Below are 13820 nucleotides of genomic sequence, written 5' to 3'. Positions count from 1 at the left end.
CTATTTAATAAGAGGGTGAGGTGATTATAATAGAAAAAGATGTTTTTTCTTTAATAAGAACTAATTATAATAATTTATCTCCTACTCAAAAAAATATTGCGGATTATATCCTTTCAAATCCTGAAAAGGTTATTTTATATTCAATTAGCGATCTTGCAAGCGAGTGCAATACTAGTGAGCCAACTATATTTAGATTTTTAAAAAAAATCGGCTACGAATCGTATCAGGTTTTTAGAATTAAAGTAGCTCAGCAAATTTCAGATAATTCAACAAAATCTATATATGGAGAAATACAACCGGATGATGATATAAATACAGTCAAGAGAAAAGTCATAGATTTAACAACTGATTCCATAAATGATTTAAATAACATCGTGGATAAACAGCAGGTTAATTTATTTATTGATACCATCATTAAGGCTAAAGAAATTATTTTTTTTGGTGTAGGTGCCTCAAATATGATTGCTGGAGATGCATATCATAAATTTCTTCAACTTGGTTTTAACGTGAAATTTTGTAACGACCCACATATTATGAACATGATAGCTTCTCACTGCCATAAAGAAGACTTAATAGTTGCCATATCACATTCTGGAGAAAGCCGTGAAATAAAAGATGCTGTTGATTTTGCTAAAGAAAATAATGCTACAATTGCTTCTATAACTAGTTATCCGCATTCAGCTTTAGCTAAAAAATCAGACATACTATTATTGAGCTCTTCTCGTGAAACAGAGTATCGTTCAGATGCTATGATATCCAGAATAAATCAGCTTGTAATAATTGATATTTTGTATGTATCAGCAGTTTTACGTGTTGGCCAAAAATGTATAGATAGTATAAACAAATCAAGAGTTGCTGTGGCAAAAAACAAAACTTAAACGAAAAACTTATTTTACAATAATTAACTTTAATTATTGTAAAATAAGTTTTTTTATTGCTAAATTGCACCCTAAAATTTGATAAAAACTTAACTATTATTGACATAAAAATTTTGAGGTAGTATATTAATCATAGTAGTAAAATTACTACTATGATTAATATAAAAGTAGAAAAAATACTATCATGTTTATAAATTTAATTGTTTTTACCATCAAATTTATAAACTATATTTCTTAGTTTTAAGTAAACGTTTCATTAAAAACAAAATATATTTATAGATCAATTATTATTTAAATTGGAGGGAAAAAATATGGGAAAAAATGTTGGATTTATAGGACTTGGAATAATGGGAAGACCTATGGTATTAAATCTTATGAAGGCAGGCCATAAGGTAACTGTATACGATATAAACGAAAGTGCTGCTCAGAAGTTAGTACATGAAGGCGCAATTGGTGCCAAATCTCCAAAAGAAACAGCAGAAAATAAAGATATAATTTTTACAATGCTTCCAAATTCAAAACACGTAGAAGAGGTTGTTTTAGGTGAAAATGGTGTAATTGAAAGTGCAAAAAAAGGTTCAGTTATAATTGATATGAGTTCAATATCACCAGTAGTTTCAAAGAAAATTGCATGTGAAGTTAATAAAAAGGATATTGAAATGTTAGATGCTCCAGTAAGTGGAGGAGAAACAGGAGCTATAGATGGCACCCTTGCAATAATGGTAGGTGGAAGTGAAGAAGTTTTTGATAAAGTTAAAGATGTACTTCATGATATGGGAAAGACAATTACATTAGTTGGCGACAATGGCTGTGGCTGTACTGCAAAATTAGCTAATCAAATTATGGTAAACTTAAACATTGCTGCAATGAGTGAAGCACTAGTTTTTGCTGCAAAAGCAGGTATTGATGTTGAAAAAATGTATAACGCTATACGAGGTGGACTTGCTGGAAGTGCTGTATTAGATCAAAAAGTTCCAAGAATACTTGATAGGAACTTCATACCAGGTGGAAAAATTTCTATCAATCTTAAAGATATAACTAATGTCATGGAAACTGCTCATGATATAGATGTTCCACTTCCTTTAACAGGCGAATTATTAGAAATATTCCATGCTCTTAAAGCAGATGGGAAAGAAAATGATGATCACGGCGGTATAGTTCAGTTTTATGAAAAAATCGCAAATGTTCAAGTTAAAAGGAGATGAGATTATGAGTGATAATAAACTATTAGCTAAAGAAGCTTTTAATAATATACCTGAAGTAAGTACGGAAATTGTAGATAAAATGCTTAATAAAGAATTGAAAAATTTAAATAAAAAAATAGTAGTACTTGATGATGATCCAACAGGTGTACAAACTGTTCATGATATTTCAGTTTACACTGATTGGTCGTTAGACAGCATTGAAAGTGGCTTTAAAGAAAAAAATCCCATGTTTTTTATCTTAACAAATTCAAGAGGTTTTACTGCAACTGAAACGGAAAAAGCACATAAGGAAATATCTTTAAATATTTCAAAAGTGGCTAAAAAACTTAATAAAAATTATATTATAATTAGCAGATCAGATTCAACCCTTAGAGGACACTATCCTCTTGAAACAGAAATTTTAAAACAAACTGTAGAAGCAAATTCTGATGTTAAATTTGATGGAGAAGTATTAATGCCATTTTTTAAAGAAGGAGGTCGTTTCACCATTGGCAATGTTCATTATGTTCAAGATGGTGAATACTTAATACCAGCTGGTGAAACTGAATTTGCAAAAGACAGAACTTTTGGATATACAAAATCCCATTTAGGCGAATATATTGAAGAAAAAACAAAGGGAACTTTTAAAGCAAAGGATACAACTTACATATCACTTGAGGATATTAGAAGTTTAAATATAGAAGGTATTACAAAACAATTGCTGGATGTGAAGAATTTCAATAAGGTGGTAGTCAATGCTGTAGATTATGTAGATGTTAAAATATTTGCCACAGCTTTAGTAAAGGCAATAAAATCAGGCAAAAATTTCATGTACAGAAGTGCAGCTGCTTTAACCAAGGTACTTGGCGGAGTAAGTGACAAAAACTTACTATCTAGAGATGAACTTATTAAAGTAGATTCCAAAAATGGAGGATTACTAATAGTTGGTTCTCATGTAAAAAAAACTACTGAACAGTTAGAAGAATTAAAGAAATGCCCATTCATAGAATTTATTGAATTTAACTGTCATCTTGTTTTAGATTCTGAAAAGTTTGAGGCAGAAATACAAAGAATTATTGAAAAAACTGAAAAACTTATTGCATCTGGTAAAACTGTAGCAGTTTACACTTCAAGAAAGAGAATAGACCTTGGTGAAAATAAAAAGGAAGAAGAGTTAAAACTTTCTGTTAAGATTTCAGATGCAGTAACAAGTATTGTAGAAAAATTAAATGTAAGGCCTAATTATATTGTTGCTAAAGGTGGAATTACATCAAGTGACGTAGGAACGAAGGGTCTTAAAGTAAAAAGAGCAACCGTAGCTGGACAGATAAAACCAGGAATACCTGTTTGGACTACAGGAGCTGAAAGTAAATTTCCTGGAATAGCGTATGTTATATTTCCTGGGAACGTAGGAGCTAAGACAACTTTAAGAGAAGCAGTTGAAATTTTAAATAAATAAGTTAAATAGAATTAGGAGATAAAATATGTTAGTTAATATGAAGCCACTCCTTGAAGATGCAAGGTTAAAAAAGTATGCTATTGGTTCATTTAATGTATATAACTACGAAACTATAAAAGGTGTAATCCAAGCTATAAAAAATCAAAAAACACCTGCTGTAATTGCTTTCGGTGAGAAATATTTAAAAAATATGGATGTTGATTCTGTATATAACCTAGTAAACACTTTATCAAAAAATATTGATGTACCTTTTGCCTTACATTTGGATCACTGTAAAAGTTTAGAAAACATATATAGAGTTATAAGGGCAGGATTTACTTCAGTAATGTATGATGGTTCAGCACTACCCTATGAAGAAAATATTGCAAATACTTTAAAAGTAGTTGAAGTAGCTCATGCATGTAATGTATCCGTAGAGGCTGAGTTAGGTTCTTTAGCATCAGGATTAAATTCTCACGAAGGAAAACTAGATGATGAGGAAATTTATACAAGCCCTGCTAAAGCACAGAATTTTGTAAGAAGAACGGAAATTGATGCACTTGCAGTATCCATAGGAACAGTACATGGAATGTATAAAGGTATCCCAAATATAAGGGTAGATATCTTAAAAAAAATAAAAGAAAAAGTAAACATTCCATTTGTACTTCATGGAGGTTCAGGTACACCTGAAGAAAAATTAAGAGATTGTATAGCAAACGGAATATGTAAGATAAATGTTAATACTGAAATATCAATGTATACTGTAGAAAAAATAAGACAAGCATTAAATGACGGTAAAAACTATCATTTATCTGATATATCCTTGATGGAAATAAATTTCGTTGAAGATATTGTAAGTAAGTATATTAAAATTTTTAGTTGATATTTAAACATTTAAGGAGAAACTAATTATGCTTAAATATAAATGGTGCATATGTGATATGGATGGAACACTTCTCAATTCCAAGGAAATTATATCGAAAGAAAATGAATCCGCATTAAAAAAACTTCAACAAAATGGAGTAGAAGTGATTATTGCTTCTGGAAGAATAGATCTTTTAATGAAGTCCTTTATAAAACAATTAAATTTAGAAGGAAATATAATATGTTGCAATGGAGGACTCATTAAGAATATAACGACAGGAGAAATTGTTTATTCAAAAACAATAGATAAAAATATAGTAAAAGAAATAATATTATATTGTTTAAAAAATGATATTGGTTTTCTAGTTTATACTAATAATATGGTATATTCCAGTAAGAAAAATTATAAGGTAGAGAACTATGAAAGTATAAATAAATCTGCACCTCCTAGCTTGCAGATACCAATAGAATACATAGATAATTCTACAGTTGAATATCTAGAAAAAGTGGATGTATTTAAAGTTTTATTAATTTCTGATACTGAAGATGTAAAATTATTAAAGGATTATTTTTCGAAATATAAAAGCCTTACTGCTGTTAGTTCGCTTGATGGCCTACTAGATATAATGGCGTCGAATATTTGCAAAGGCAGTGCATTAAAGATTTTATCTAAAAAATTCCGAATGGATTTAGACAAGGTTATTGTATTTGGTGACAATTATAATGACCTTGAGATGTTTGAATGTGCTGGAATGCCTATAGCTATGGGAAATGCTGTAGAAGCTATTAAGATGAAGGCAAAATATGTAACTAAGTCCAATAATGAATCTGGAATAGCCTATGCTATCAATAATTTTATATTAAACAAATAGTTTTATACAAAGCGGATAGTTAAATTTATCCGCTTTTGTATGCTACAAATTTAGAAAATATATAAAAGAAGTTTATGAATTAATACATTTTCTTTTTACAGGGATCCATACTTCACACTTATATTCCCTCTGATTTTTATCATTCCAAAGGTTTTTTTCAATACATGGACCTTCCACTTGTTCAAATCCAGAAGAAGGAAACCATTCAGAATATATACGTCTCCATATATCCTGTATAATCAAGTTATCTGGCGTAGTTCCATGACCCTCAAATACTGCCCATGTAAGTTTAGGTATCTCAAGTATGGTAAATTCTTCTGACATATCGGTTTTAGGTATTTCATATCCCATCATATATTTTCTTGTACCATCTTCTTTAAAGTCATAATGAAATCCATCCAATAAGGTACCTTTAGGATTACCTAGTATTTCATTAATTCTGTCATGTGTTCCATCTTCAAAAATCTTACTTATGAATTTCGGTATTTCTCTATAAGCAGCATCATTAACTTTAGTTGTCATAAATCCTATTCCAAAAACTTTAAAAGCTTCCTTTTCTACTATTCTATAAATCATTTCACATTCTCCTTTTATTGATATTTGAAATGAGATTTTTGGAAAAGCTTTAATTTTCCCATTAAACCTTTTTAAAGCTGATGGAGATATTCCATGAAGCCTTTGAAATGCCTTAGTAAACGCTTCTGGGCTCTCATATCCATATTTTAATGCCACATCAATAACTTTTTTATCTGTTGAAGCTAATTCTTCTGCAGCAAGAGTCAACCTCCGATTTCTTATATATTGACTTACAGTAACCCCTGTTAATGCATAAAACATGCGTTGAAAGTGATATCGTGATGAACATGCAACCTTTGATATATCTTCTATATTAAGTTCCATATCTAGATTGTTTTCAATATATTCGAGTGTATTATTTAGCAGCTTAATTGTCTCCAAAGATCTCATCTCCTTTTAAAATCATTATATAAAAATTAGAAAGCATACTCCTGTGTTTTTGTGCTTTACTTTGTCTTATGACATGAAACATACTTTTGCTTATTTATCCTTTATACCATATCCAAGGATATATTTAAAATATAAACATAAAAAACACTGTAAAATTCTTTTGAATAATACAGTGTTAAAATAATTGTTTACTTTTTTACGTAATTAGTACTAATCTTTTTCAGCAGCTTGTGCATCTGCTTTAGTGATATGAACTGTATTTCGCGGATGTTGAGGAGGTGCATAAATAGAATATACTTTAAGTGCCTTATCACCTGTGTTAATAACATTGTGCCATGTACCTGCAGGTATCATTATTGCAAAGTCATCGTACACTTTTTTCTGAAAGTTCAAATTGTATTTGCTTTTTCCCATTTTAACAAGTCCCTGGCCTTCTTCAATACGTATGAATTGGTCAACATTTGGATGAATTTCTAAACCAATATCATCACCAACATTGATACTCATTAATGTAACTTGTAGATGTTTTCCTGTCCATAAAACAGTACGAAAAGTATTATTTTGTTTAGCTGCCTTATTAATGTTAACTACAAAGGGTTGTGGTCCATAATCCTTCAATTGAATTGATCCATTACTCCTTGATAATTGTGAAGCTTCAAGTCTTGAATCATCCTCAATTTCATCATCAAAAGGAATATAAGGATCATTAAATTGTCTCAAATAATTTGGGTCATACAAAGGACATGGATAAACATTATACATTTGTGTATTAATGCAGTCACTGCATGGATACTTTCTATAATTATTATACATATTGTTCCTTTCTTTCATAGTCTTACGAAATTATAATATGTTTTAGTCCTTCAAAATGTGATTAAATACAAAGCCCTTGGAATCACAGGATTTAGATTTCAAGGGTTTTGTATTATTAGTATTCAGTTTTATTAAATATTATTAAGTTAATAACATTAGACATTACTAAATAAAATAGTTATTCAAATCCTACTTAATATCAAACAAACATATTCAATATCAAAATACATATTAATCCTGTTACTGATAAAATGGTTGATAGCAAAGTCCAGGTTGAAAATGTTTCCTTCATACTGAAACCAAAATATTCTTTAACCATCCAGAATCCTGCATCGTTTACATGAGAGGCTATTGCACTTCCACATCCGGTTGCAAGTGTTACTAAAGCCAAATTAACATGGCCACAACTAGCAAGCATTGGAATAACTAAACCTGATGTTGATAAAGCCGCTACAGTTGCAGACCCTAAAGAAATACGTAAGATTGCTGCAACTACCCATGCAAGTAGTATTGGCGATATAGAACTTCCACTAAATAATGTAGCTATATATTTACCAACGCCTCCATCAATAAGTACTTGTTTAAAAGCGCCACCGCCGCCAATAATTAAAATCATCATTCCAATTGATGCAGCTGCAGCTGAGCAGGAAGCCCCCACTTGTTTAATTGGAATTTTTCTTCCTATTCCCATTGTATATACTGCAACTATTAAAGATATAAGCATTGCAGTATCTGGATTACCAATAAAGTTAACAACAGTAAAAAACGAATTTCCTTTAATTCCTGCTGTTTTTTGTACCATTGAAATTATTGTAGAAATCATCATCAAAATAACAGGAAACATTGCTGTTAATAAACTAATTCCAAAACCAGGTGTTTCTTCTATTTTAAATGTTTTTTGTTCACCTAAAGATTCAATATTTCCGGTTTTTTCAAAAGCACTTGGTATAATTTTTTTAGCAACTTTAGTGAATACTGGTCCTGCCATAATAACACATGGTATTGCTACAATAATACCATATAATAAAACTGTTCCAATGTCTGCTCCATATGCTCCAGCTATTACTGTTGGTCCTGGATGTGGAGGTAGAAAGCTGTGTGTTACTAATAAAGCAGCAAGCATAGGAATGCCTAAATATATTGGAGGAATTTTTAATTCTCTTGCAATAGAAAATACAATTGGAATTAATAAAACTAATCCTACTTCAAAAAACATTGCTATACCAACAACAAATGAAGCAACTACAACAGCCCACTGAATTCGTTTTACACCAAACTTGTTAATTAAAGTCATGGCAATACGATGTGCTCCGCCTGAATCAGCAACTAATCTACCAAGCATGGCACCAAGACCAAATATTAAAGCAATATGGCCAAGCGTTCCACCCATACCGTTTTCGATGCTTGAAACAATTTTCCCAAGTGGTATCCCTAACCCCAAAGCTACAGCAAATGAAACAATCAGCAGTGAAAGAAATGTGTTTAATTTAAATTTAGAAATTAATATAATTAAGAACAATACTCCTAATCCTACCATTAATAATGGCATAATATATTCCCCCTAACCTCTTTAGTTTTTAAACATAAAACCATGATTACTTTTTAGTTAACGCTTTCTTACCAGCTTCAAGAACTTCAATAATTTTATCTACATCATATACGCTTCCTCTCCAGGTTCCACCGCTGACGGATTGAAGTGCTGCCCACAATCTTGTATCATCCGGAAGATCTGCATCAGGTTTAAGATCTGGATGAGGCTTACGTGATTCTAATACTTTAGCTGCTTCTTCATAAGAAAGCTTGTTATCTTCAGTTCCAATGAAATTAATTGATCCCTCAAGTTTGTTAGTGTCAACTATTATTTCAATAATATCTTCATCTCTTAATTTTCCGATAGGACCTCCTGCTAATGCTTCAGGACCTACATGTCCAAAACAAGCACCTGTAGAAACACCAGAAAAACGTGCATCTGTGATTAGAGAAACATGTTTACCAAAAGATAAATGTTTTAAAGCAGAAGTTAACTGATATGTTTCTTCCATCCCAGTTCCCATTGGGCCTCCGCCCATCACAATCATTATGTCACCAGCCTTGATCTTTCCCGCATCTTTAAGTGCTTTAATAGCTGCCTTTTCAGATGTGAAGACTTTAACTTTTCCAGTATGTCTAAATACTCCATCATCACCTATAACTGATGGATCAATAGCCGTTGATTTTACTACTGAACCTTCAGGGGCAATGTTTCCTACAGGAAAAGTTACTGTTGATGTTAATCCTCTTTCTTTTGCCTGGCTTGGGTTCATGATAATTTCATCAGGATTAATTTTATCCACTTCAAGCAGACGTTTTCTGCACTCAGCACGTCTTTCGGATTTTTCCCACCAATCAAGGTTATCTCCAAGTGTTTCTCCTGTAACAGTAAGAACATCTTCATGCAGCAGACCAAGTTTTCTCAAATGAAGCATAACTTCAGGAACTCCACCTGCTAAGAATGCACTTACTGTTGGATAATTAACTGGTCCAATAGGAAGAACACTCACTAAACGAGGCACTTTCTTATTAATTCTTGCCCAATCTTCCACAGTAGGAATTTTGCAGTTAGCAGCATGTGCAATTGCTGGGAGGTGAAGAAGCAAGTTTGTTGATCCCCCAAAAGCAGCGTGAACTACCATAGCATTCTCAATTGCTTCATCTGTAATAATATTCTTTGTGGCTATTCCATTGTCTGCCATATCTAAAACTGCTTTAGCTGACTGTCTAGCGATTTCTTTCCATATTGGCTGACCAGAAGGTGCTAAAGCAGAATGGGGCAATGCTATTCCAAGTGCTTCAGCAATAACTTGAGAAGTACCAGCTGTGCCCAAGAACTGACATCCTCCACCAGCAGAAGCACAAGCATTACATCCACGTCGGCAAGCATCTTCTAATGAAAGTTCATTATTTGCAAATCTGACTCCAATAGTTTGAATAGTTCCTGCATCCTCCCCGTCTATAGCTTTAAGTGTTGCACCGCCAGGAACAATAATAGTTGGCAAATCATGCATAGATACTAGTGCCATCATCATGGCAGGCAGTCCTTTGTCGCATGAAGCTACTCCCATTACCGCACGACGTGTTGGCAATGAACGAATTAAACGGCGACATACTATTGCCGAATCATTACGATAAGGTAGGGAATCAAACATTCCAGTTGTACCCTGACTACGGCCGTCACATGGATCTGTTACGTATGCAGCATAAGGAACGCCTCCAAGTTTTTTTATTTCTTCAGCTGCTGCTCTCATTTGTAATCCTAATTCAAAGTGTCCTGTATGTAACCCTACAGCAATTGGAGTACCATCATTATCACGAATTCCTCCTTGATTACTAAGTATCAACACGTCACCACCCAGGAGTTTAGATGGTTCCCATCCCATACCAGCATTTAAAGTCATTCCAAATATGTTTCCACTGGGTGAATCTTTTAGCAATTGCGGGGTAAGTGGAAGTGAACCTTTTGGTCCTTCTGCGTGAGTATTAATTTCATATAAAGACGAGTCTTCTTCACCATAAATTGATTTTAATGACATAATAACCATTCCTCTCTATAATTTAAAAATATTTTTGTATATTAACCTTTAAAAATTGCAGTAGATTATTTTGAGATTATATGATCAATCTCTTTTATAAGCTTTTTAATTGAATTGGTTTGTTTTTCATTTGCCTTAAGAAGAGGAGTTTTGCAGTAATCTTTAATATCAAGACCTTTTAACATCATGGCTTTTTTTACAATTGGAATAAAGCATTTACTAATTTCATATAAAGCTGCTAACTTATCAACACAATTTTGAATTTCAGCTGCTTTATCCATATTTTTCTCATTAACTGCTTTTACCCAATCTACAAAAATCTCTGGATAAAGATTGGAAAGTGCGCTAATACATCCGCTGCCACCAGAAAGAATATTACGTACAAAGTTTTCATCAAATCCTGAGAATACCTCAAAATCAGGGAACTCATTCTGTACTGTTTGAATTAATTTTCTAGTATGTCCCATTTCAGATACTGTATCTTTATAACCAACAATGTTGCTGTGCTTTCTCAGTAAATTAAGTGTTAATTCCGGCGATAAATCATGTCCTGTTCTGTCAGGGTAATTATATAAATAAATATTACCTTTTACAGATTCTGCTACTTTTCCATAGTAATATTCCAAACTTTCATCCGTTAGACTAAAGTAATATGGACTGATGATTATAATATCATCTGCTCCAGCATCAATAGCATAATTGGAAAGTTCAATTGTATCTTCTATTGTCATGCAGCCTGTCCCGATAATAAGTTTTGTCCTTTTATTTACATAGGAAATAGCAAGATCAATTAATTCCTTCCTTTGTTCAGTAGACATAGCATAGAACTCACCTGAACTTCCCATAATAAGCAGGCCGTCTATTCCTGCGCTTATGAGATAGTCATAAATATTTTTATTTACCTGGATATCTAAGTTTCCATTAGTATCAAATGCAGTAACAACTGGTGTTATAAATCTAGCTTTTTTCATATATGTTTTCCCCCTTAGTAACAATTAGACTAAATACAAAGCCTAATCTGTAATTGTTTACATGTATTTCAAATAGTTAACTTAACTACTTAATAATTTATAAAAATAGTTAAAGCTTTTATCTATACTTAAGTAATAATTTAAAATTTTTAGTGATGCCTTAATGACTTATGAGATTATTCCTTTTTCCATGTTTCCGTATATACAAACCTTATTTGTTTATACGAATGTTATAGTTAAATAATATCACAATTTTTTGTCATGTCAAGGTAATATTTGGACATTTTTGTAGAATTAAAAAAAATAGAGACATTTTTCTTGATATTTTAATTGAAGTGCTTTTATAGAAATATTTATTTTTATATGTGTAAATGGAGATTGAATATTACTAATAAGGCATTTATAATTGTTATTGTATAACAAAGTTTTATAAAAATTTGAATGGTGGTTGTAAATATGGCACATAAACCAACAGAAAGAGTGTTAAATATATTAAATCTTTTGTCAGTCAAGCCTAAAGGCTTAACATTAACAGAGATTTCTGAAGCAATTGATGTACCAAAAAGCACTCTTTATCCTATTATCCAGACAATGTTAGAACGTAATTTTCTTTCTCTTGAAAAAAGCTCTCTAAAATACTCAATAGGAATTTCCACTTTTTGTATCGGAGCATCCTATTCACGAAATAAAAACATGTTAGATTTTATACAAAAAATAATGAAGAACATTGTCAGTACTATCAATGAAACCTGTCAAATGGGCATTCTTGATGGGTACAATGTACTTTATATATTAAAAGAAGATCCTATAAAAGATATTGATATTCGACTTATTTCATATGTAGGGAAACGAATACCCGCTTATTGTACAGCATTAGGAAAAGCCCTATTAAGCGAATACAATATTGAAGAAATAAAAACACTTTATCCTGATGGCTTAAAACCCATTACCAAAAATACTATAACGGATTTTTCTGTTTTAGAAGAGGAATTAAAAAAGATTAGAGAAACTCATGTTGCAACAGAAGTTGAGGAAGTAACAGAATTTTTACGCTGCTACGCTGTTCCCCTGACCTCAAAAGGAAAAACAACCGCAGCTATCAGCATAAGTATTCCAACTTTCCGAGCTACTGAGGAGAAAAACAAACTGGCAATTGAATTATTATTAAAAGCAAAAGAACAAATTGATGCTGTTAATTTGAATTAAGCATTATTAGCACTAATAATGCTATTTAAATGAATTTGCTGAAACATCATATTACTTTAAAAGATTTTACGGTGTTTCAGTAAATTACTCAATTTTTAATGTTAGATTTTAATTATATATATAAATCCCAGCGTTCTTCTTTAACCAAATGATTTGTCCATGTAGTATTATCCATTGATTCGGTCAATTTAAATCCATAATTTCCATAAAGATAACGAGCTGTTTTAAGTACATCAGCAGTCCATAAAAATATATGTTTATAATTCTTGTCTTTACAAAAATTAATTGCAGTATCTAAAAGAATATGTCCTAATCCGCTATTTCTCATATTAGGTTCAACTAAAAACCATCTAAGCTGTGCTAATGAAGGATCTGTTTTGTCTGCAGCTATGGCTATTACACCTACAGGTTTATTATTTTGTTCTGCAATCCATATATTTTCTAAGTCTGAATTATACTTTCTATGAAATTCGATTAAATATTTCTCAACATAATCTCCAAATATATTAGAAAATCCAAACTCATTTTTATATAACTCTCTATGTTTTTCAATAATATATTCTATATCACTTACTCTATATGTTCTAATATTAAAAACTTCTTTACTATAAGATAGCGATTTTATAATATATCTCATTGAATTAACCAAATTTTCTTTTTCATTCTCATCTAAATGATCTGTTAGTTTAGAGATTTGATTATCAGATTTTTTTGAAAGACTTGATAGAATATTCTTGCCGTTTTCCGTTAGTTTAAGAAAATTCAAACGTCCATCACTGGAACATTTTTCTTTAATGATTAGTTCATCAGATTTAAACCGATTTAAAATTCTGCTTAAATATCCCTTATCGATATCTAATTTATCAATTAAAATATTGGCAGTACATTCTTTAGTTTTATTAATCTCAAAAAGTATACGAGCTTCCGTTAATGAATATGAGCTATCTAGTATATCTTGATTTAAAAGTCCCAATATATTTGTATAAAAGCGGCTAAAATTTCTTACTTCTGATATTATATTTAAGTTTCTATGTTTCATAAAACCACCCCAATCTAATT

General features: G+C 31.3%; 12 protein-coding genes. 6 read left to right on the top strand and 6 right to left on the bottom strand.

Annotation, left to right across the window (positions count from 1 at the left end):
* Window positions 1-20 precede the first annotated feature (20 nt).
* The 5 genes from CLAU_RS10665 to CLAU_RS10645 all read left to right on the top strand — a co-directional run bounded on the left by CLAU_RS10665 (window position 21) and on the right by CLAU_RS10645 (window position 5236).
* Entirely contained in the window at window positions 21-878 is an 858-nt protein-coding gene (locus CLAU_RS10665; RefSeq protein WP_023162512.1) for a MurR/RpiR family transcriptional regulator, read from the top strand.
* Between the two features lie 311 nt (window positions 879-1189).
* Window positions 1190-2083, top strand: coding sequence for a 2-hydroxy-3-oxopropionate reductase (gene garR, locus CLAU_RS10660; RefSeq protein WP_023162511.1), 894 nt, complete (start codon window positions 1190-1192; stop codon window positions 2081-2083).
* A gap of 4 nt (window positions 2084-2087) precedes the next feature.
* On the top strand, window positions 2088-3521 hold the full coding sequence (locus CLAU_RS10655; RefSeq protein ID WP_023162510.1) for a four-carbon acid sugar kinase family protein: 1434 nt from the start codon (window positions 2088-2090) through the stop codon (window positions 3519-3521).
* 25 nt (window positions 3522-3546) lie between these two features.
* Entirely contained in the window at window positions 3547-4383 is an 837-nt protein-coding gene (locus CLAU_RS10650; RefSeq protein WP_023162509.1) for a class II fructose-bisphosphate aldolase, read from the top strand.
* Between the two features lie 28 nt (window positions 4384-4411).
* A complete protein-coding gene (locus CLAU_RS10645) occupies window positions 4412-5236 on the top strand; it encodes a Cof-type HAD-IIB family hydrolase (protein ID WP_013236772.1) in 825 nt (274 codons plus the stop codon).
* A 72-nt stretch (window positions 5237-5308) separates the two neighbouring features.
* Here the strand turns inward: CLAU_RS10645 and CLAU_RS10640 are convergent, their stop codons facing one another.
* From CLAU_RS10640 to CLAU_RS10620, 5 genes are all read right to left on the bottom strand, one after another.
* Window positions 5309-6202: an AraC family transcriptional regulator gene (locus CLAU_RS10640; protein WP_406540914.1), complete on the bottom strand. Its 894-nt coding sequence runs from the start codon at window positions 6200-6202 to the stop codon at window positions 5309-5311.
* 210 nt (window positions 6203-6412) lie between these two features.
* Entirely contained in the window at window positions 6413-7015 is a 603-nt protein-coding gene (locus tag CLAU_RS10635; protein ID WP_013236770.1) for a cupin domain-containing protein, read from the bottom strand.
* A gap of 199 nt (window positions 7016-7214) precedes the next feature.
* Window positions 7215-8564 carry a GntP family permease gene (locus CLAU_RS10630; RefSeq protein ID WP_013236769.1) on the bottom strand — a complete coding sequence of 450 codons (1350 nt, stop codon included), beginning with the start codon at window positions 8562-8564 and terminating at the stop codon, window positions 7215-7217.
* 46 nt (window positions 8565-8610) lie between these two features.
* Window positions 8611-10584 (bottom strand): YjhG/YagF family D-xylonate dehydratase, encoded by a 1974-nt coding sequence (locus CLAU_RS10625; RefSeq protein ID WP_013236768.1) that lies wholly within the window; start codon window positions 10582-10584, stop codon window positions 8611-8613.
* Window positions 10585-10649: 65 nt separating this feature from the next.
* Window positions 10650-11555 carry a dihydrodipicolinate synthase family protein gene (locus CLAU_RS10620; RefSeq protein WP_013236767.1) on the bottom strand — a complete coding sequence of 302 codons (906 nt, stop codon included), beginning with the start codon at window positions 11553-11555 and terminating at the stop codon, window positions 10650-10652.
* A 456-nt stretch (window positions 11556-12011) separates the two neighbouring features.
* On the opposite strand from CLAU_RS10620, the gene CLAU_RS10615 reads away from it, so the two are divergent.
* A complete protein-coding gene (locus CLAU_RS10615) occupies window positions 12012-12761 on the top strand; it encodes an IclR family transcriptional regulator (RefSeq protein WP_013236766.1) in 750 nt (249 codons plus the stop codon).
* A 112-nt stretch (window positions 12762-12873) separates the two neighbouring features.
* Here CLAU_RS10615 and CLAU_RS10610 read toward each other — a convergent pair whose 3' ends face one another.
* Window positions 12874-13800 (bottom strand): bifunctional helix-turn-helix transcriptional regulator/GNAT family N-acetyltransferase, encoded by a 927-nt coding sequence (locus tag CLAU_RS10610; protein WP_013236765.1) that lies wholly within the window; start codon window positions 13798-13800, stop codon window positions 12874-12876.
* Window positions 13801-13820 lie beyond the last annotated feature (20 nt).

This window comes from Clostridium autoethanogenum DSM 10061 (assembly GCF_001484725.1).
Classification (GTDB): Bacteria; Bacillota; Clostridia; order Clostridiales; family Clostridiaceae; genus Clostridium_B; species Clostridium_B ljungdahlii.
Note: the sequence above shows the minus strand (reverse complement) of the source record. Positions and strands in the feature narration are given on the sequence as shown.